The following is a 19,963-nucleotide window of genomic DNA, read 5'->3' on the forward strand; positions in this document are numbered from 1 at the left end:
GACGCATGAGCGGCACCGGGTGCCGATCGCGGGCATCGGCGACATCTGCCGCGACACCAACACCCAGGCCGCCACCCCTCGCACGGAAGCCGAGCTGGAGGCGCCGGCCGAGTCCGGTGTCCCGGCGGACACCTTCTATCGCGCTTCCGCGCGTTTCAGGTACGCGGTGTGTTCCGCGTCCAGGTCGACGACGGTGAACTCAAGGAGCTCCATGATCAGTTGGCTGGCGAGCACCCAGCCGAGCCGCCAGCTCTCGAAAGCCACGCCCCCCGCGTCGTACACCACGGGAAACAGCCCGCCCGGCCGATACAGCGCCCCGTGCACCCCCACCAACACGAACGCCCGCACCCGCAGGGCCACATGGCGCTTGCGCAAGTGCGGACACGCCCCGACCGAGGCGACCGCGCACGGCACGCACAGGGGCGGATGCGTGGTGACATAGCCGGGCTTGTGCAGCTCCGGCTCGTCCGCGTCCTCGCCCACGACCCACAGCGTGCCATCGTCGGTACGGTCCGACGGCCCGCCGCAGATCTGGCACAGCAGCTTCCGCATGGCCCGGCGCTGCCGCAGGAAGTGCACGTTCCCCAACTCCGGCCGCCCCTTCCCCGGGCTGATCCCCACCCGCTTCCAGAGCACACCCATGTCGTCGCGCTCGTACGGCCCTTCATCGGCGTACGCGATCCCACCGCCCCGGACCACCAGCACGCCCGAAGGCTGGTGCTCGGAGGACCAGCAGGCGATGTACGGAACGACTTCCGGCCGCGGTATCGCGCCCAGCGGCAGCCGGTCACCCTCCGTCGCCGGCACATCAGCCACGCTCCGGCCCCCCGCCCGCCATGCCCTGGAGCGACAACGAGGCCCACACCATCTTCCCCGGCCCACCCCGCTCGGCCACACCCCACGCATCCGCCAAGGCGTCCACCAGCAGCAGCCCACGCCCGTCCGGCGCCTCCGGATCGGCAGGCCGAGGCCGCGGACGCTCCGGCGAACCGTCGTGCACCTCGATCCGCAACGCCCCCGAACTGCGGAAATACCGCGTCTCGATGATCTGCTCCGGCGTCACCTTCGCGTGCAGCCCGGCGTTGCTGAGCAGTTCGGACACGATCAGCACCGCCGCGTCCTCCAGCTCCGACAACCCCCAATCGGCCAACGCCTTACGCAACTCCAACCGCGCCAACGCCACACACCTCGGGTGACTGCTCCACCGCAGCACAACGCTGCCGACGGTTTGGTCCGGCCTGCCGCTCCCGCACATGTCACACGACCTCCATCTGCCCTTGCTCGCTTTCTGTGACGAACACCTCACAGAGTGATAGGAGTCCAGCTATGGTGGCCAGTAGTAGGGGGTTGACAACACCCGCTTCAGATGTAGGAGTTGATGGCATGGCGAAGGCTCGTGAGCCACGCACCCCTCGGCAGAAGTACGGGGAGGAGTTGAAGCTCCGCCGGATAGCAGCGGACATGACTCAGGAGAAGTTGGGCGAGATCGTGGTGTGCTCGCCCACGCTGATCAGCCACTTCGAGGCGGGCCGCCGCCTGCCCAACCCGACCGACGCGAAGCGCATCGACGCGGCGCTGGATACGGACGGCTTCTTCTCCAGGTGGTTGGAAGACCTCGACGCCAGCTACGCCAACTTCTTCGTCCTGGCGGCCGAGTTGGAGCAGCAGGCGACGGAAATCCGACAGTTCGGCCCCCTGCTCATCCCGGGTCTGCTTCAGACCGAGGCGTACGCACGAGCGGTGTTCAGTGTCTACGATCCGAACCCTCGGCCCGAAGATCTTGACGCGTTCGTGGTCGTTCGCACGGCACGCGCTCGGACACTTGAGGGCCCATCAGCACCCGTAACTTGGGCCCTGTTGGATGAGGCATGCCTCCGGCGAAAAATTGGAAGCTCGCAGGTCATGGCCGAGCAGCTCCACAAAATCGCGGACATGACAGAGTCTGGAAGGCTCCGGCTGCACGTGCTGCCATTCGAGGCGGGAGAGCACGCCCTGTTGGAGGGCATGGTCTACCTGATGAACTTCGAGGACGCCCCGCCGGTGGCCTATGTCGAGGGGTACCACATGGGGTACTTGAAGGACGATCCAGCCGAGGTCAGGAAGTGCCAGGTGGCCTACAGCCTGGCCCTAGGGGATGCTCTGCCACACAAGGAGTCACTGGCCATGATCAGGGCCATAGCGAAGGAATACGAAGATGAACAGCACTGAGCGCTTTGTCGGTTGGCGCAAGTCCAGCTACAGCGGGGCTGCCCAGGGCGAGTGCCTCGAAGTGGCCGAGGGATACGCCAGCGTTCCCGTCCGGGACTCCAAGAACCCCGCCGGTCCCACCCTGCTCTTCCAGACCAACGACTGGTCGACGTTCATCACAGCCATCAAGGACGCCAGCCTGACCGCCTGACCGCCTGACCGCCCAACCCCCTCATCCGTTGGCCACCGCCGCCGCGGATGAGGGTTCCGCCTCGCCTCACGCCCCGGCCGGCCCCCGGAACATGGCCCAGGACCGAGCGGCGGCGGTCAGTGCAGCGCGGTGCGGTAGCGGGTCTGTTCTCTCTCTGTTTTCCCAGACGGCGTGCAGGGCGTGTGCGAAGGTGCTGACCGCGGAGGAGGAGGCAGCACGGTAGGCCGGAACCTCGCGGGCGGCCTCTTCGGCCTGCTCCGGGGTGTGCCCGGCATGGATGAGCCGGACGACCGCGAACGCGGTATCGGCCCAGTTGGGCCCAGGGCATGCGAGTGCCCAGTCCAGCAGGCGAATGCCATCGGGGGTGGCGACCATGTTCAACGCGGACACGTCCGTATGAACCAATGCGCCGCCTTCGAGGTCGGGCGTGCAGTCGGCAGGGAAGAAGCCGCGCCACCGCACATGCAGCGGCTTCTTACGGACCGTCGCGGGCCATGAGGCGGCCGACAGAGCGGTGAGAGTGGCGACCAGCGGGGCAAGGTCGGCCGAGCCGGGGGCGAGGTCGGGGTGATGGCCGTCGATGAACTCGTACCCGACGAGCAGCCAGCCTCCCGCCTCCACCTGCCAGAGCAGACGAGGAGCGCGCGGCGCGCACCTCGTGACCCGCGCCTCGTAGTCGTACATCCACGCTGTCTCGTCGTCGAGGCGGGTCCCTTTGACGAACGCGCGCCCCAGGGCGGTGTGCAGGGTACAGGCGAGGCGTGACATCACACCGCTTCCCGCAGTCTCCGCGTGGTCCACGCGCCCGGTGTGCTTCTCTACGGCTTCCTGGGCCGCGGGCGGCAGTTCATGCCATGCGGTGCGGTCCACCCGCGTGCCTCCTCGCGCAGAACGGAAGCCGGCCCCCGGCTCGGCCACAGCGTGGCACAAAACGGGGACCGGCCGCAGGACTGTGTCAAGCGTGCTTCGGACTGTTGTGGCAGTTGGCATGGCACTGCGAGCAGTCGGCGATGTCGAGTTCCGGCCAGAACTCCATGTCGACGATGTATCCGGCCGCAGCGATCGCGTCGATGGTGCGGACGCGCAGGGCCTTGCCGCCACCGTGTTCCTGCTTGTCGAGGAAGCCCGGCTGGTGATGGACGAACTTCCCGAGCGTGCCGGCGCAGAACTCCTGATACGCCTTGGTGTGGAGCAGGAAGGCGTGCCAGAAATCATCGACCAGGGGCGACGGGCTGAGCGGCGCTTCGTCTCGGGCCCCGGTGGCGAGGAAGGCGAGCATCTGCCCGATGCCACGGTGCGCCTGATCCTCGGTCATGCAGGTGAACTTGGCACGCATGTTCGCTGCGAGGGTTGCCCGTAAATCAGCGCTGATCAGTGTCCGCGCATCGGTCGCGGGCTGTTCCGTACGAGTTGCGGGGCGATGCGCTCGGCACACTCCAGTTCGGCGAGTGCCTTGTCGCGGTTGCCGTCCCACAGCCAGGCCCGGGCGAGGTCCATATGATGGTGTCCGCGACGGGAGCTGGGCAGCGCGGCAACCATCTCACGGCTTGTACGACGGTTGATCGCGAGTGCTTTGGTCTGTTCGCCGGTTTCCAGAGCGACGCTGATCGCGTGAATCTGTACGTTGCCCGGAGAGAACGTCACTGAATGACGGTCGTAGACAGGCGGCCCCTGGTGGTCGCCCATGCGGTCGGCGGCGGTACGCGCGAGGCCGATCCGGTCATCTGCTTCAGACGGTCGCCCCCCGCGCGCTGCGCTTACGGCTGCCCTGAGTTGCAGCGAGCCCCACATGCGCACCGCAAGCGGGTCGCCGCGGTCGTAGTCCTCCTGGATACCGGTCAATGCCTTGTCCGCCAGGGCAAGGGAGTCGGCCCAATCGGCCGTCGCCCACATGTCCCACACCCGCATCCAGTCCGCGAGCGACGGCATGACAGGGTCGCCGGACAGGCGGGCGGACCACGCGGCGCGTTCGGCCGCCATGGCGATCAGCTCGGGGTGTCCGAGCGCGTGCGCGGCAGTGTGGGCAAATTTGCAGGCGACCGCGTACACGGCGTACGCCTCTTCACGCTCGTGCCCGGTGGCGACCTCGGCGAGAGCCCGGGCCTCGCGCAGCACGTCGGGCAAGGCGCGCAGGATCGCGATGCTGGCTGCGGCGTCACGCAGGCGGTGCAGTCCGGTCATATCCCGCCACAGTTCACCGGACGGCCGAGGGGTACCGTCGAACACGGGTGTGAGGTCGTAGCGGCGCAGCTCCCGCAGGATTGACGCCGCAGCGACCTGCCACTGATTCTCCGCCGGACTGCTCGTGTACGGGCGGCCGATCAGGTCGTTGGGGTGTACGTGCAGCTTGGCGGCAATGAGGTTGAGCAGCCCCACACGGTCTATCTCGATCTGCCCACGCTCCATCTTGGACACCCAGCCCTGAGACTTCCCGAGGTCTGAAGCCAGGTCCGCCTGCGGCATCCCGAGGCGCAGGCGCGCCCGGCGTACGCGTCGGCCGATCTCTTCCGATTCCTCCAGCATCAGCGCATCCCCCAGACTGCGGCGGGCCTGCTGTGCTCATGCGGTCGGCAGGGCATTGGGGCTCCATCCGTTCGGGCCTGTCTCCCAGAACGGTACCCATGCCCGCGGTGTGCATGGGCGCCGTCAAGTCCGGGAACTTGACGGGTCGATCGGGCGGCGCCCTCAGTCCTTGTGCACGGGCGGGTCGGGTACTGGTACCGATGTGTGAGGGGCCGGTTTGTCCGGGACCGGGACCGGTTGGGCCGGGGCCGGAAGGGGGCCGGACGGGCGGGCGGTGGGGGCGGGCGTGAGCGGCGGCGGGGAAGCCGGTTCCTGGGGGCGCTCGCGCGGTACGAGCAGCAGTACGCACAGCAGCGCGGCGGCCAGGCCCAGCAGGGCGACCGCGGCGCTGCTCCATGGTCCCCGCGGTCGCCACGCGAAGCGCGGGCCCGTGTGCGCGGCGGACGGCGGGGCGGCGCGGCGGAGGGCGGGGAGTACGACCGTACGGGACTGGGCCTCCAGGGCGGCGCGGAGCCGGAGTTCGAGGTCGGAGTCGCGGTCGGGGAGGGCCCGGTGGTGGCCGTTCGGGTGCCGGGGGCTCATGAACGTACCTCCAGGTGTCGGCCCAGGGCGTCAAGCGCGCGGCTGGCCGTGGACTTGACGGTGCCGTTGGAGACCCCGAGGGTGTGGGCGATCTGGGCCTCGGTGAGGTTCGACCAGTAGCGGAGGACGAGGACCTCGCGCTGGCGGCGGGTGAGGCGGCGGAGCGCGGCGAGTACTTCGCGGTGTTCCTCGCGGAGGAGTACGGACTCCTCGGCGGGCGGGACATGGGTTTCGCGCTCGGGTACATGGGCGCGGACGGTGCGGCGGCGGCGCAGGACGGAGCGGGCGCCGTTGATGACGCAGGTGCGGATGTAGGCCTCGGGGTCGTCGAGGCCCTTCATGTGCTCGCCGTAGCGCCGGAAGAGCGCGGCGAAGGCGTCCTGGACGACGTCCTCGGCGGTGGGGAGGTCGTCGACGAGGAGGAGCGCGAGACGGACGAGCTGGAGCCGGCGGTGGTGGTAGAGGTCGTCGATCGCGGGGGTGGTGGCGGGTGCGGGCGCGGTGGTGGGGCGGGACGGGCTGAATCTTTCGGAGAGGCTCAGTCTCTCGGAGAGGCTGAGTCCTTCGGAGCGGCTCAGTCCCTCGGAGCGGCTCAGTCCTTCGGAGCGGCCGAGTCTCTCGGAGAGACGGCGGAGCAGCAGGCGCCAACGGGCCGGGGCGGGGGCCGGGCAGGTGGCTGCGACTGTCGCTGCCGCTGTGCTCATGGTTCTCCTGGACGGGCGGGGCCGGTTCGGGGGCCGGGGTCGGGGGCCGCCGGGTCGTCACCGGGCGGCCCCCTGGGGAGTTGCTACTTGCCGGGTGCGGGCTTCGCGGGGGCGGGGGCCGGGGTCGGCTTCGCGGGCGCGGGCTTGGCGGGCACGGGCTTCGGCTTCGCCGGGACCGGGGCGGGCACGGACGGTACGGGGGTGGGCTCGGCGTGCCCGGGGGCCGGCTTGGCCGGGACGGGGGCGGGCACGGGCTTGGCGGGCGCGGGCTTGGCAGGCACGGGCTTCGGCTTCGCCGGGACCGGCTTGGCGGGCGCGGGCTTCGCGGGCACGGGCTTCGGCTTCGCCGGGACCGGCTTGGCGGGCACGGACGGTACCGGGGTGGGCGAATCGGCCTGGGCCGCGGTGATCGCTCCACCGATGGCCAGCGCGGCGACGGCGACACTGGTACCCAGGATCAGGCGTACCCGGCCGCGGAAGGCACCTCGTACCGCACCGGCACTGTTCGGTGTCTCTGCGGCTGTGGACTTGTCTGCGGGCATGTCTCGTTCCTCGAATCAGCTCGGCATCGGGTGGACCGGAGGCGCCTCCACCCCGACAGACGTCCATGCCTGGCGGAGGTTGCGGCAGCGGATGCGAATTTCTTTCCGCAGCGGAACGGACGCTCTCCGTACGCACGCGGATTGCGCACGGCTGCGGGCGGTCACTGATTGCGGGCGGCTGCGACTGGGGGCGGTTGCCGAATGCGGGCGGTTGCCGGGGGCCGTGGTGACGCGCCGCCCGAGGTCCGATCGGTGGACGGTGGACTCAGCGGACGGCGGACTGAGTGGATGGCGGACTGAGTGGACTGTGGGCTCAGTGGAACGTCTGCGTGCCGATGGCGGACAGGAGCCGGAGCTTGTCGTGGCTCTCGGTGCCCGGCGCGGCGGTGTAGACGAGCAGGCGGTGCGACTGGTCGGGATCGAGCAGCACCTGGCAGTTCAGCTCCATCAGGCCGACCTCGGCGTGGATGAAGCGTTTGACCTGCTGGGGGTGGACACCGACTTCGTGCTTCTCCCACAGGCACCGGAACTCTTCGCTTCGCGCGAGGAGGAGGCCGGCGTAGTGGGCCGCCCGGGAACCGGGGCCCCGCAGCGTCGAGATCTCCCGCAGGCCGGACGCGAACATCCGCGAGAGCAGTGAGTGATCCCCGGGCGCGTACAGCTCGCGGGTGGCGGGGTCGGTGAACCAGCGATAGGCGAAGCTGCGCGCCGGGCCGGTGTACCGGGTCGCGTCGCCGGTGAGTGTGATGCCGAGCGGGGTCTGGCGCAGAGTTTCCCCGAGTTCGGTGACGATCTCCGCCGGGGTGTCGTCCAGGCGGTCGAAGATGCGCAGCAGGCCGGGGCTGATGTGCTCACCGGCCGCGCCCCGATCGGGCGGGCGGTGTCCGGCCAGCCGGAACAGATGGTCGCGCTCGGTGAGGGAGAGGTGCAGACCCTGGGCGATCGAGGCGATCATCTGCTCGGACGGCTGGGGGCCGCGCTCCCGTTCCAGCCGGGCGTAGTAGTCGGTCGACATGTGACAGAGCGCGGCGACCTCCTCACGGCGCAGCCCGCCGGTCCTGCGGCGCTGTCCGCGCGGGAGGCCGACGTCCTCGGGTTGCAGCAGCTCGCGGCGGCGCCGGAGAAACGCGGCGAGTCCGGTGCGGTCGATGTCCATGCGTCTCCTCTCCCGGCGCTGCTGCTCTCCCGGCGCTGCTGCTCTCCCGGCGCTGCTTCTGTCCCGGCGCTGCTTCTGTCCCGGCGCTGCTTCTGTCCCGGCGCTGCTGCTCCGGTGGCGCTGCTTCTCGCCTGGCGCTGCCTCCTTTGGCGCTGCTTCCTTTCTATAGCCCGCGGACGGGCGTAACCACGGATCGCGGGTCCCCCCTTCCGGCCCCGGCTCCGCGTATCTGCCGGGACGGCGCCGGGTCAGGCGGCGGGGCGGTCGGCGGGGAGGCGGCGGCGGATGTGGGGGTGTTCGACGGCGGGCGGGTTGTAGGTCCCGTCGCGCATCCCGATGTCGGTGCCCGGGGGCACGATCGCGTCGATCCGGTCGAGGAGGTCGTCGGTCAGGACGGCCCCGGCGCCGGCGAGGAGGTCGTCGAGGTGGTCCATGGTGCGCGGCCCGATGATCGCGGCGGTGACGCCGGGGTGGGAGATCGCGAACGCGATGGCCAGGTGCGCCAGCGGCATCCCCGCCTCTTCGGCGAGCGGGATGAGCTGCTCCACCGCATCGAGCCGGCGCTCGTCACCCAAGTGCTTCAAGCCGAAGCCGGCCCGGTGGGTGTCGGCCGGACGGCCCTTGCGGTAGCGGCCGGTGAGCAGGCCCTTCGCGAGAGGGCTGTAGACCATGGCGCCCATGCCGTAACGCTCGCAAACGGGCAGCACCTCGCGTTCGATGCCACGGTCCAGGATCGAGTACGGCGGCTGCTCGACGCGGAACCGCTGGAAACCGCGCCGCTCGGCGACCCACTGCGCCTCGACGATGTCCGAGGCGGGAAACGTGGACGTGCCGATGGCCCGTACCTTGCCCGCGCGCACCAGGTCGGTGAGCGCGGAGAGCGTCTCTTCGATGTCGGTGTCCGGCGCCGGCCGGTGGATCTGGAACAGATCGACATGGTCGGTGCCCAGCCGGCGCAGGGAGTCCTCCAGCGCGCGGACCAGCCAACGCCGCGAGTTTCCCCGCTGGTTGGGGTCGTCGCCCATGGGGAGATGGGCCTTGGTGGCGAGCACGACATTGTCCCGGCGGCCCTTGAGTGCCTTGCCGACGACTTCCTCGGACTCGCCGCGCGAGTAGGCGTCGGCGGTGTCGACGAAGTTGATGCCCGCGTCCAGCGCCTTGTGGATGATCCGGGCGGCGTCGTCGTGGTCGGCGTTGCCGAGAGCGCCGAACATCATGGCGCCCAGGCAGTACGGGCTGACCTTGATGCCGGTTCGGCCGAGTGTGCGGTACTTCATGAGTCTCCTTGACGATGTGCGCTGCGCGATGACCGATGAGCGATACGTGATGTGCGATACGTGATGTGCGCTGCGCGATGTGACATGCGGGATGGCCGGCGTCCGGTGCAGCGCGCTACGCTGACGCAAACGGAACGGCGTTCGACTTAGACGATACGGAACAGCGTTCCGGTTAGCAAGGGGAGCATGGTGAGCGAGGACACGACCCGGGAAGCGGATGCAGGCGCGGCCGGGGGGCGGTCCGCGGTCGAGGGGCGGTCCACGGTTGACGGGCGGTCTGCGACCGGGGGACAGCCGACGGCCGAGGGGCAGCCCTCAGCCGAGCGGCAGCCGGGCAAGCGCGTGCGTGCCGACGCGCAGCGCAGCACCGACGCCCTGCTCACGGCCGCCGCGGAAGTCTTCGCCATCTCGGGAGTCGACGCACCCGTACGTCAGATCACCGCGAAGGCGGGCGTGGGCGCCGGCACCCTCTACCGCCACTTCCCGCAGCGCTCGGATCTCATCGCCGCGGTCTTCCGCCACGAAGTCGACGCCTGCGTCGAAGCCGCGACCGACCTCTCGGCGCGGTACGGACCGGCCGAAGCGCTCACCAAGTGGCTTCAGCGCTTCGCGGTCTTCATCGCCACGAAACGCGGACTCAGCGCCGCGCTGCACTCGGGGGATCCGACCTACGACACCCTCCCCTCCTACTTCGAGCAGCGCCTCATGCCCGTCCTCGGCGAACTCCTCGACACGGCGGCGAAAGCGGGCGAGATCCGCTCCGACGTCGGCCCCGACGACGTGCTGATCGCCACGCGCAATCTGACCCTGCCCGCGCAGGAAGACACAAACGGCCATACGCGACGGATGATCGCGCTGCTTGTCGACGGACTGCGCTACGGCGCCACTCGCTGATCTCCCCGCTCGCCCGCTCGCCCTCTCTCCGATCCCGCCCGCTCATCCGCCGTGACGGGAACGGGACTTGTTGCGATCGCGCGGCCGAGATTAGGTTTGCCTTACTTGCACCGGGAGAGTCCGGGCTGCTGTCAGGGAGGCCTCCGTACCGTGTCCACTGCGTCCAGGTCCACCGCGCCCAGGTCCACTGCGCCCAGAACCCTTGCCCGCCGTATCAGCATGGTCGCCACGGCCGCCGCGTTCGCCGTATCGCTCAGTGGTTGTGGCGGGAGCGAGCAGGACGGGCCCGCGTCCTCGTCGGACACGGCGGCGGCCGGGAAAGAGGGCGACGCACGCGTTGTCAAGACGGTGATGGGCGATGTGGAGGTCGGCGCGGCGCCGGAGCGGGTAGTGGTGCTCGACACCGACGCGCTCGACTCGGCCGTCACTCTCGGGGTCACGCCGGTGGGCGCGACGACGGTCGTGGACAAGGCGCCCTTCTCGACGTACCTCCCGGCGGACAAGCTCAAGGGCATCGAGCCGGTCGGGCTGATCGCCGAACCGAATCTTGAGGCGATCGCCGCGCTGAAGCCGGACCTGATCCTGAGCAACAAGGTCCGGGACGAGAAGAACTACGCGTCGCTGTCGAAGATCGCCCCGACCGTCCTCTCCGACACCACCGGACCGACCTGGCGCGAGAACTTCCAGCTCCACGCGGACGCACTCGGCAAGAAGAACGAGGCGGCGGCGGTCGTCGCCGACTATGACGCGCATGTGAAGCGGCTGACGGAGGCGCTGGGCGGGGCGGCGAAGGCGAAGGAGACGAAGGTGGGCTTCGTACGGTTCGTGGAGGGGGCGGACACGCGGCTGTATCTGAACGACACGTTCGTCGGCTCGATCTTCAAGGACCTCCAGGTGGGGCGGCCCGCCAACCAGGACACGACCGGGTTCTCGCTGGATGTGAGCGCGGAGCAGATCGACAAGGCCAACGCCGATGTCATCTTCTACTCGACGTACGGCGACCCGAAGAAGGCGAAGGAGACGGACACGGTCGGCGGGCCGCTCTGGAAGAACCTGGACGCGGTGAAGCGGAAGACGGCGTTCAAGGTCGACGACAACCTGTGGATGCTGGGAATCGGCTACACGGGGGCGGGTCAGATCCTGGACGCGATGGAGAAGAACTATGCGGGGGCGGGGCCCCGTTGACGGATACGCCGGCGCTCCGGCCGGTGGTCGAGTGACGGGCTACCGCTCCCCGGACCCGGCGGCCACTGACGGCCTCGGCCTCACGAGGCCCCGGCGCGACGGCCCGCGCCGAACGGACGCCAGGCCTGCGGCTGCGTGACGGGCGCCCGGCCCGGGCGCGGCCGGGTGAGGTTCGCCGGGCCAGGGCGGGCCGCTGTCGGCGGCCTCGGCCTCGCGAGCCCCCCGGCGCAACGGCCCGCGCCGAACCGCGGACGGGTGAGGGGCCGCCGGGTTCCGCAGCGGGGGCCGCGGCGGTCTCGTGGGGCGGGCCGAAACGGCGTCGGATATATGGCATTTGGCGGTGGTTCGGCGCGCTCCGGATCGTGACCACCGCATGGCGGCCGTGTCACGTCTACGCGCGTCCCCTTGTGGAATTCCCGCGCAGCCATCAATCTTTCGGCTGACACACCGAGTTGGCATCCCACCCTGGACATGTCAGGTCGATCCCGTCTTGCTTGACATGATCACGTCAACCGTCAATCGTCACCCCATCCGCGCACCGCCTCTTGAGGAGGACCCTCACATGGCAGCAATGCGTCAGGCCCGGCGAAGACTCGGCCTCGCCGGAATCGGTACGGCAGCCGCCGCAGCCCTCGTACTCGGCACCGTCTCCGCGCTCCCCGCGAGCGCGGCCCCCCAGCAGGAGGGCCGGATCCAGTACGCCGGCGCCGCCGGCTCGATAGCCAACAGCTACATCGTCACCCTCAACGGCTCCGCCGCGAAGGCCGGTTCCGCCTCCGGCAAGGCGGTGGCCAAGGAGTACGGCGCCACCATCGAGCGGACGTACACCAAGGCCCTCAACGGCTACGCGGTGACCCTCTCCGAGGCGCAGGCGAAGAAGCTCGCCGCCGACCCGGCCGTCGCCTCCGTCGTCCAGAACCGGACCTTCCACACCGAAGCGACCCAGACCAACCCGCCGTCATGGGGCCTGGACCGCATCGACCAGAAGAACCTTCCGCTCAACAGCCAGTACACCTACCCCGACTCGGCGGGCCAGGGCGTCACGGCGTACATCATCGACACCGGCGTCCGGATCTCGCACAGCGACTTCGGCGGACGCGCCTCGAACGGCTACGACGCCGTCGACAACGACAACGTCGCGCAGGACGGCAACGGCCACGGCACGCATGTCGCCGGTACCGTCGCCGGCACCGCGTACGGTGTCGCCAAGAAGGCGAAGATCGTCGCCGTACGCGTCCTCGACAACTCCGGCTCCGGCACCACGGCGGGCGTCGTCGCGGGCATCGACTGGGTGGCGCGGAACGCCGTCAAGCCGGCCGTCGCCAACATGTCGCTCGGCGGCGGCGCGGACAGCACGCTCGACGCGGCCGTCCGCAACGCCATCGCGTCCGGCGTGACCTTCGCGGTCGCCGCCGGCAACGACGGCCTGAACGCCTCCAACTACTCGCCGGCCCGGGTCGCCGAGGCCATCACGGTCGGCTCCACGACCTCCACCGACGCGCGCTCCAGCTTCTCGAACACCGGCACGGCGCTGGACATCTTCGCCCCGGGTTCGTCGATCACGTCGACGTGGAACACCAGCGACTCGGCCACCAACACCATTTCGGGTACGTCGATGGCGACCCCGCATGTGGCGGGTGCCGCCGCGCTGTACCTGGCCTCCAACCCGTCGGCCACGCCGGCCCAGGTCGCCTCGGGCCTGGTCTCCCTGGCCAGCACGGGCGTCGTCTCGAACCCGGGCACCGGTTCGCCGAACCGGCTGCTCAATGTGCCCGGCGGTACGGTCACCCCGCCCGGCGCGAAGTTCGAGAACACCGCCAACTACACGATCAGCGACAACGCCACCGTCGAGTCGCCGGTCACCGTGAGCGGCGTCGCGGGCAACGCCCCGGCCGCGCTGAGCGTGCCGGTGAACATCGTGCACACGTACATCGGTGACCTCCAGGTCCAGCTCATCGCCCCCGACGGCTCGGCCTACACGCTCAAGGCGTACGGCACCGGCGGCAGCGCGGACAACATCAACACCACGTACTCGGTGAACGCCTCCTCGGAGGTGGCCAACGGAACGTGGAAGCTGCGGGTGTCGGACAACGCGTCGGCGGACACGGGGTACATCGACTCGTGGGCGCTCCAGTTCTAGTGCGGTCCGGCCGGGCTCTCGTACTTGTCCGGTCCGGTTCGGCCCCGTTCCGGCACTGATCCGGTCCGGTTCGGTCCGGTTCTCGTGCTGCTCCATCCGTAAGACTCGCGAGGTGCTCGACGACGTGCGGTACCGCGTCGTCGGGCACCTCGTATGTCGTCGAGCACCTCGTGTGCGGGGGCGACCGGTCAGGGACCAGGGCGCCTCGTGTCCGGCGAGCCGAATGTCGTCCAGGCCGCCCGCTCCGGCAGCCTCAACACCCGTCTGCCCGCCGCCGCGTTCAGGATCGTGGCCGCTCGCCAGGCGCCCAGCGTGAGGTCGGGGGCGCCGACGCCGTGCGTGTGGAGTTCGGCGTTCTGGACGTACAACGCGCCTGTCACCCGGGGGTCCAGGGCCACGCGGTACTCGGCGTCGATGCGGTAGCGGCCCTTCTCGTCCCAGTCGATCAGCTTCGCCAGGGGATCGAGGAAGTCCGGGCGGGCCGCCGCGTAGCCCGTCGCCGAGACGATCGCCGACGTACGGATCTCGAACACCTCGTCCTGCTCGGTGTGGCGGCACGTCAGTACGTAACCGCCGTCGGCGGACCCCTGAGCCGACTCGACCGAGACGCCGGGGTGCAGGGCCGCCCGTGGTTCCGTGCCGCCGATGGTCCGTTCGTACAGTTCGTCGTGGATCTCGGCCAGCGTCTCCTCGCTGACGCCCTTGTAGAGCTGCCACTGTTCGCGTACGAGGCGGTCGCGCCGCGCCTCCGGCAGCGCGCGGAAGTAGCGGATGTAGTCGGGGGTGAAGTGCTCCAGGCCGATCTTGGAGTACTCCATGGGCGCGAAGGCGGGGGTGCGGGCGAGCCAGCGTACGTACGGGCCGCCCTCGCCGCTCCCGTCCTGGCGGCGCAGCAGATCGAGCACGACCTCGGCGCCGGACTGGCCCGCTCCGACGACGGTGACGTCGGGGAGGGTGGCGAGGTGGTCGCGGTGGGTGCGGTAGTCGGCGCTGTGGAGGACGCGGCGTTCCGGTTCACCGGGGCGTTCCGGTGCACCGCGGCGCTCCGGTGCACTGGGGGTGAGCAGCGGGCGCAGGGGCTCGGGGACGACCGGGAGCGTGCCCACGCCGAGGACCACCTGCCGGGCCCGGACGCGGAGGACCGTACCTGCGTCTGCCGACGAGCGGTAGGTGACCGCGAAGACCCCCTCGTCCTCCTCCCACTCCAGCTCCGTCACCCGCGCGTCGAAGCGGCACGACGGCAGATGCCCGGCGACCCAGCGGCAGTAGTGGTCGTACTCGCGGCGCGGTATGTGGAAGCGCTCCGAGAAGAAGAACGGGAACATCCGGTCGTGCTCGCGCAGATAGTTCAGATACGACCAGCGGCTCGTGGGGTCCGCCATTGTCACCAGGTCGGCGAGGAAGGGGACTTGGAGGACCGTGCCCTCCATGAGCAGGCCGGGATGCCAGGAGAAGGCGGGCTTGGCGTCGAGGAAGAGGGTACGGAGGTCGGGGGCGGCGTCGGAGAGCGCGGCGAGGGAGAGGTTGAAGGGGCCGATGCCGATGCCGATCAGGTCGTACGGGGTGGAGTACGGGGTGGAGTTGTCGCGCTGCCCGGCAGCGTCCTCGTTGGCGTGCCGACTCTGCTGACTGATCGTCATCTTTCGTCTCCCTGGGGATCGTTCACCGTGGCCGCATCCTCTTCGGCGCGGCCCGCCGCCACCACCATGTCCAAAAGCCGTTCCACCTCGGCGGGGGTGGTGTGCGGGTTGAGCAGGGTGAGCTTGAGGCGTACGCGTCCGGGGCCGGTCCCGGGCAGTTCCGTACGCCCGACGACGGCGCGGCCCTCACGCAGGAGCCGTCGGCGGAGGGCGGCGTTGATCTCGTCGGAGCGGAACGGGTCGGGGTCGGGGTCGAGGGCTGGGTCGGGGTCGTGGTCCGGCTTCGGGCCCGGGCCCGGGCCCGGGCCCGGGCCTGTGGGCAGGTAGCGGAACAGGAAGGCCGTCAGGACCGGTTCGGCGTACAGGTCGAGCCGGGGGTGGTCCCGTACGACCCTGGCCCCGGCCAGCGCCAGATCGTGGCAGGCGTCGACGAGCCGGCCGAGACCCTCGCGGCCGAGGGTCCGCAGGGTGACCGCGATCTTGAACGCGTCGGCGCGGCGGGTCGTACGGAGGGAGAGGCCGAGCAGGCTGGGGTAGCCGGCCTCTTCGTCGTCGGCCGGGTTGAGATAGGCGGCGCGGCGGGCGAGCGAGGCGTACGTCTCGGCCTTCCGCACCAGGAACACACCGGCGGCGGCGGGCTGCCAGCCGAGCTTGTGCCAGTCGAGCGAGACGGAGTCGGCGAGGCCGAGGCCGTCGAGGAGCGGCGCGAGCCGGTCGGACAACAGGGCGCCGCCGCCGTACGCCGCGTCCACATGCAGCCACGCGCCATGCCGGGCGGCGAGCGCGGCGCAGGCGCGGAGGGGGTCGATGGCGCCGGTGTCGGTGGTACCGGCGGTGGCGACGACGGCGATGGGCAGTTCGCCACGGTGCACGCAGGCGTCGAGGGCGGCGGCGAGGGCGGCGGGGTCCATACGGAGGTGATGGTCGACGGGTACGGACAGGACGGCGTCCTCACCGAGCCCGAGGAGAGCGGCGGCGCGCTGGACGGAGAAGTGAGCGGAGGCGGAAGCGAGGATGCGGGGGGTTGGGGGGTGGGGGGCTTGGGGGTGAGGGGTCAGGGCTTGCGGGGCCTGGGGGTTCAGGGCCTGGGGGTTCGGGGCTTGGGCGTGCGGGGGCCGGGGGCGCGGGGCCGAGGCGTGCGAGGCCTGGGGGTTCGGGGCCTGGGCGGTTTGCGCGGCCAGCCCGGCCAGCCCGGTCAGCTCGACCGGGCGTCCGAGGGCGGCCCCGAGGACCTGGTCGCGGGCGAGCATGAGCCCCATGAGGTTGGACTCGGTACCGCCGGAGGTCATCACCCCGGCGGCGGTGCCGGGCTCGTACCCGACGAGGCGCGCCAACTCCTTGAGCAGCAGGGTCTCCAGGGCGGTCGCGGCGGGAGCCTGGTCCCAGGAGTCCTGGGAGGGATTGAGCGCGGAGACGGCGAGATCGGCGGCGACGGCGACGGCGAGGGGCGGGCAGTGGAGATGGGCGGCGCAGTGGGGGTCGGCGGGGTCGGCGCTGTGGTGAGCGAGGAGAGAGGTGAGCTGGGCGAGGGGGTTCGGCGCGCCGGGCTCTTTCCCCCACCCCGCCCCTTCCCGAACCGGGGACTCCGCCCCGGCCCCCGGATCCCCGGCACAACCGTGGCCAAACGTGCCGCCAGCCCCCGAGCCCTGCGGCCCGGAAGCACGGCCCGAGTCCGGCGCGACAGCCCCTTCGGGCCCCACCGACACCGAAGCGCCGCCACCACGGGAGGAGGCGGCTGGGACTCCAGCCCCCGAACCCTGTGGCGCAGGAGCACCGGCTCCGCCGAAGGGCACGCGCCCATCGGACGCAACGCCTGCCCCCGGCACAAACGGGGCGGCAGGCCCCTCGGGACCCGCCAGCCCCGAAGCGCCGCCACCACTCGACGCGCCCCCACGGGCCGGAGCAGCCGGGGCATCCGCCCCGGGCCCCCGCCGTACCGGGGCCGCGGGCCCCTCGGGGCCTGCCGACACCGAAGCGTCGGCACCACTGGGCACAGCAGCCGGGACGCCCGCCCCCGAACCCTGCGGCTCGGAAACACCGGCTCCGCCCACGGGCACGCGCCCATCGGACGCAACCCGGACACCGGCCCCGTCCGGGGCGGGCCCCGTCGACGCCGGAACGTCGACACCACTCGGTCCGCCCCCGCAGGCCGGAGCAGCCGCCCCAGGCCCCCGCCGTACCAGGGCCGCAGGCCCCTCGGGACCCGTCGGCACCGGAACCTCCGCACCGCTGGGCACAGCAGCCGGGACGCCCGCCCCCGAACCCTGCGGCCCGGAAACGCTGGCTCCGCCCACGGGTACGCGCCCATCGGGCGCAACCCCGGGTCCTGGCGCGGACGGCCCGGGGTTCGGGGTCCAGGGGCGGAGCCCCTGGTTACGGGAAGGGGCGGGGTGGGGGAAAAGAACGCCCAGCGCATCCGCCACCGCCACCGCCACCTCCTCCGGCCCGCCCGCCGCCACAGGCCCGCCCCGGCCGCGCGCCCCCTCCGCCAGCGCCAGCAGCACCGTGTCCACCAGCGGCCCCAGCGCATCCGCGCCGCCAGCCCCGCCCGACAGCGCGGTGACGGGCGGCCCGCCCGGAGCCGTACCAGTACCGATACCCGGCCGCCCGGCCGTACCGAAGCCCACGCCCGGGGCCAGGGCCGTGCCCGCGCCTGCGCCCGCACCCGGGGCCGCCCCCGCGCCCACGCCCGGAGCCGGAGCCACGCCCGGAGCCGCGCCTGCGCCCGAGGCCGTACCCGGAGCCGGGGCCGCCCCCGCGCCCGGGGCCAAGGCCGCGCCCGGGGCCGTACCCGGAGCCGCGTCCGTACCCGGGGCCGGGGCCATACCCGTACCAGGGACCGCGCCCGGAGCCGGAGCCACGCCCGGAGCCGCCCCCGGGACCGGAGCCGCGCCCCGGGCCGTACCGCCAAGCGCGTCCTCCCCCGTACCTGTCCGCCCCCTCACTCCCCTCCGCCCCCGTCCCGCGACGCCGCCGACAGCGCGTCCGTCAGGCGGTCCAGGACCGCGTCCGCCTGTTCGTCCGTGATCACCAGTGGCGGCAGCAGACGCACCGTCGAGCCGAAGCGGCCGCCCAGTTCGATGATCAGGCCGCGCTCCAGGCAGGCCGTGCGGACGCGGTCCGCGAGGGCCGGGGCCGCCGGGTGGGCGCCGCAGGCGTCGCGTGGGGACTCGGGGTCGACCAGTTCCACCCCGATCATCAGGCCGCGCCCGCGCACATCGCCGATCACCGGCAGTTCCGAACGCAGCCCCTCCAGCCGCGCCATCATCCGCGCGCCCACCGTCGCCGCGCGTTCGACCAGGCCCTCCCGGGCCACATGCCGGAGCGTCGCCGCGCCCGCCGCCATCGCCAGCGTGTTTCCGCGGAACGTGCCCGTGTGGGCACCCGGCAGCCAGCCGTCGTACTTCTCGTCGTACACGATCACCGCCAGCGGCAGGCTCCCCCCGATCGCCTTCGACAGCACCATCGCGTCCGGCGCGATCCCGCTGTGCTCGACCGCCCAGAACGCCCCGGTCCGCCCGACGCCCGTCTGCACCTCGTCCACGATCAGCGGAATCTCCCGTTCCGCCGTGATCCGCCGCATCTCGCGCAGCCACCCGTCCGGCGCCGGTACCGCGCCGCCCTCGCCCTGGACCACTTCCAGGATCATCGCGGCGGGCGGCACGACCCCGCCCGACGGGTCGTCGAGCAGCCGTTCCGTGTACGTCGCCGACAGCTCGGCGCCGCGCTCGCCGCCGATCCCGAACGGGCAGCGGTACGAGTACGGGTACGGCAGCCGCGTCACCTCCGCCGCGCCGCCCGCGACCCGTTCCCTCACCGCGACACCCCCGCTCGCCGCCAGCGCCCCCGCCGTCATCCCGTGGTACGCGCCCGTGAACGCGAGCACCCCGCTCCGCCCGGTCGCCGTCTGCGTCAGCTTCAGCGCCGCCTCCACCGCGTCCGTACCGGCCGGCCCGCAGAAGTGGATCCGCGCCCGGTCGGCGAAGGCCGGCGGCAGCGTCGCGAACAGCGCGTCCGTGAAGTCGTCCTTCTCCGGCGTCGCCAGATCGAGGACGTGCAGCGGCGCCCCGCTGTCGACCGTTCGGCGGATCGCCTCCAGCACCACGGGGTGGTTGTGCCCGAGCGCGAGCGTCCCCGCACCGGCGAGGCAGTCGAGATAGCGGCGGCCGTCGGTCCCCTCGATCGTCATGCCCTTGGCCCGGACGGGGACGATCGGGAACGAACGGGCGTACGTACGGGCAGCGGACTCCCTGGCCCGCTGCCGCCCCAGAATGGCGTCCGCGTCGGCCGGCGGGGCGGCCGGAGAGCCGGCGGAGCGCCCGCTCGCGGGCACGGGCCCGTTCGCGGGCAGGGTGACGGGGGGCACGGTCATGACACGGCTCCGGGGTATCGGGGGAGAGACAGGAGAAAGGAACGGGCTCGAACGGAAACGCGAAAGGAAGCGCAAAAGGGAGTACGGATCACCCGCGGTCCGCGATCAGCCAACGGCCCGGTTCGGGCACGGACTTCACCCCGGCCGGTGGTTCCATCCGTCCGGCCATTTCACCGAACCGAGTGACATCGCACCGGCACGGATACGCGGCACGACCCGCTGCGTCGACCGCCTCGCCGCCCGCGTGAACGGGGGCGGCGGACACGGGGACGGGACCGGCGGACCGGGGCGCGGCGGAGGACGGGAACTGTAAGGGCACGGCTGGCTCTACCTCGCGGGTGGGGGCGAAAAGGACGGACCTCATGGCTGCCGGCCGGCGTCGGGCGGACCGGGCATCGGGACCGGGCGTTGGCGAACAGCTTGCGGCACAGGGGAATTGACGGCGGCGCGGACGATACGGGCGGTGGAGGAGCAGAGTTGACGGCCGACTTGACGGCGAAGTTGACGCAAGCCGCCCGAACCTGGCGCGCCCCGGCCCCGGCCGACGTGG

General features: G+C 71.5%; 18 protein-coding genes. 5 read left to right on the forward strand and 13 right to left on the reverse strand.

The annotated features are described in order from the left end of the window. Window positions 1-135 precede the first annotated feature (135 nt). Entirely contained in the window at window positions 136-816 is a 681-nt protein-coding gene (locus tag KQY30_RS16900) for a hypothetical protein (RefSeq protein ID WP_254407176.1), read from the reverse strand. Continuing rightward, on the reverse strand, window positions 809-1,255 hold the full coding sequence (locus KQY30_RS16905) for an ATP-binding protein (RefSeq protein WP_217307544.1): 447 nt from the start codon (window positions 1,253-1,255) through the stop codon (window positions 809-811). Before KQY30_RS16905 ends, KQY30_RS16900 begins: the two co-directional genes overlap by 8 nt. A gap of 128 nt (window positions 1,256-1,383) precedes the next feature. On the opposite strand from KQY30_RS16905, the gene KQY30_RS16910 reads away from it, so the two are divergent. After that, complete coding sequence (locus tag KQY30_RS16910) at window positions 1,384-2,208, forward strand: helix-turn-helix transcriptional regulator (protein WP_217307545.1); 825 nt, start codon at window positions 1,384-1,386, stop codon at window positions 2,206-2,208. Further along, window positions 2,195-2,398: a DUF397 domain-containing protein gene (locus tag KQY30_RS16915; RefSeq protein ID WP_217307546.1), complete on the forward strand. Its 204-nt coding sequence runs from the start codon at window positions 2,195-2,197 to the stop codon at window positions 2,396-2,398. The genes KQY30_RS16910 and KQY30_RS16915 overlap by 14 nt, the downstream gene beginning before the upstream one ends. 66 nt (window positions 2,399-2,464) lie before the next feature. Here the strand turns inward: KQY30_RS16915 and KQY30_RS16920 are convergent, their stop codons facing one another. From KQY30_RS16920 to KQY30_RS16955, 8 genes are all read right to left on the reverse strand, one after another. Further along, window positions 2,465-3,268, reverse strand: a complete 804-nt coding sequence (locus KQY30_RS16920; RefSeq protein ID WP_217307547.1) for a hypothetical protein — start codon at window positions 3,266-3,268, stop codon at window positions 2,465-2,467. Between the two features lie 85 nt (window positions 3,269-3,353). Next, window positions 3,354-3,713 carry a hypothetical protein gene (locus tag KQY30_RS16925; RefSeq protein ID WP_217307548.1) on the reverse strand — a complete coding sequence of 120 codons (360 nt, stop codon included), beginning with the start codon at window positions 3,711-3,713 and terminating at the stop codon, window positions 3,354-3,356. Window positions 3,714-3,769: 56 nt separating this feature from the next. Continuing rightward, window positions 3,770-4,921, reverse strand: coding sequence for a helix-turn-helix domain-containing protein (locus KQY30_RS16930; RefSeq protein ID WP_217307549.1), 1,152 nt, complete (start codon window positions 4,919-4,921; stop codon window positions 3,770-3,772). Between the two features lie 162 nt (window positions 4,922-5,083). After that, on the reverse strand, window positions 5,084-5,503 hold the full coding sequence (locus tag KQY30_RS16935; RefSeq protein ID WP_217307550.1) for a hypothetical protein: 420 nt from the start codon (window positions 5,501-5,503) through the stop codon (window positions 5,084-5,086). Further along, the gene (locus tag KQY30_RS16940) at window positions 5,500-6,207 is read right to left on the reverse strand and encodes a SigE family RNA polymerase sigma factor (protein WP_217307551.1); all 708 of its coding nucleotides are present in this window, start codon (window positions 6,205-6,207) and stop codon (window positions 5,500-5,502) included. The genes KQY30_RS16935 and KQY30_RS16940 overlap by 4 nt, the downstream gene beginning before the upstream one ends. Before the next feature lie 83 nt (window positions 6,208-6,290). Further along, on the reverse strand, window positions 6,291-6,749 hold the full coding sequence (locus tag KQY30_RS16945; RefSeq protein ID WP_217307552.1) for a hypothetical protein: 459 nt from the start codon (window positions 6,747-6,749) through the stop codon (window positions 6,291-6,293). A 313-nt stretch (window positions 6,750-7,062) separates the two neighbouring features. Continuing rightward, window positions 7,063-7,905: a helix-turn-helix transcriptional regulator gene (locus KQY30_RS16950; RefSeq protein WP_217307553.1), complete on the reverse strand. Its 843-nt coding sequence runs from the start codon at window positions 7,903-7,905 to the stop codon at window positions 7,063-7,065. A gap of 248 nt (window positions 7,906-8,153) precedes the next feature. Continuing rightward, window positions 8,154-9,182, reverse strand: coding sequence for an aldo/keto reductase (locus tag KQY30_RS16955; protein ID WP_217307554.1), 1,029 nt, complete (start codon window positions 9,180-9,182; stop codon window positions 8,154-8,156). A 186-nt stretch (window positions 9,183-9,368) separates the two neighbouring features. Between KQY30_RS16955 and KQY30_RS16960 the strand changes: the two genes are divergently transcribed. The 3 genes from KQY30_RS16960 (at window position 9,369) to KQY30_RS16970 (ending at window position 13,401) form a co-directional block, all read left to right on the forward strand. Further along, the gene (locus KQY30_RS16960) at window positions 9,369-10,076 is read left to right on the forward strand and encodes a TetR/AcrR family transcriptional regulator (RefSeq protein ID WP_217307555.1); all 708 of its coding nucleotides are present in this window, start codon (window positions 9,369-9,371) and stop codon (window positions 10,074-10,076) included. A 219-nt stretch (window positions 10,077-10,295) separates the two neighbouring features. Continuing rightward, a complete protein-coding gene (locus KQY30_RS16965) occupies window positions 10,296-11,261 on the forward strand; it encodes an ABC transporter substrate-binding protein (protein WP_217311111.1) in 966 nt (321 codons plus the stop codon). A gap of 562 nt (window positions 11,262-11,823) precedes the next feature. Continuing rightward, window positions 11,824-13,401 carry a S8 family peptidase gene (locus KQY30_RS16970; protein ID WP_217307556.1) on the forward strand — a complete coding sequence of 526 codons (1,578 nt, stop codon included), beginning with the start codon at window positions 11,824-11,826 and terminating at the stop codon, window positions 13,399-13,401. A gap of 188 nt (window positions 13,402-13,589) precedes the next feature. Here the strand turns inward: KQY30_RS16970 and KQY30_RS16975 are convergent, their stop codons facing one another. The 3 genes from KQY30_RS16975 to KQY30_RS16985 form a co-directional block, all read right to left on the reverse strand. After that, on the reverse strand, window positions 13,590-15,041 hold the full coding sequence (locus tag KQY30_RS16975) for a lysine N(6)-hydroxylase/L-ornithine N(5)-oxygenase family protein (protein ID WP_217307557.1): 1,452 nt from the start codon (window positions 15,039-15,041) through the stop codon (window positions 13,590-13,592). Beyond that, window positions 15,038-16,747 carry a pyridoxal-dependent decarboxylase gene (locus tag KQY30_RS16980; protein ID WP_254407608.1) on the reverse strand — a complete coding sequence of 570 codons (1,710 nt, stop codon included), beginning with the start codon at window positions 16,745-16,747 and terminating at the stop codon, window positions 15,038-15,040. The genes KQY30_RS16975 and KQY30_RS16980 overlap by 4 nt, the downstream gene beginning before the upstream one ends. Window positions 16,748-17,982: 1,235 nt before the next feature. Further along, window positions 17,983-19,413, reverse strand: coding sequence for a diaminobutyrate--2-oxoglutarate transaminase (locus tag KQY30_RS16985; RefSeq protein ID WP_217307558.1), 1,431 nt, complete (start codon window positions 19,411-19,413; stop codon window positions 17,983-17,985). Between the last annotated feature and the right edge of the window lie 550 nt (window positions 19,414-19,963).

Source organism: Streptomyces sp. GMY02, from assembly GCF_019056675.1.
GTDB classification, from domain to species: domain Bacteria; phylum Actinomycetota; class Actinomycetes; order Streptomycetales; family Streptomycetaceae; genus Streptomyces; species Streptomyces odonnellii.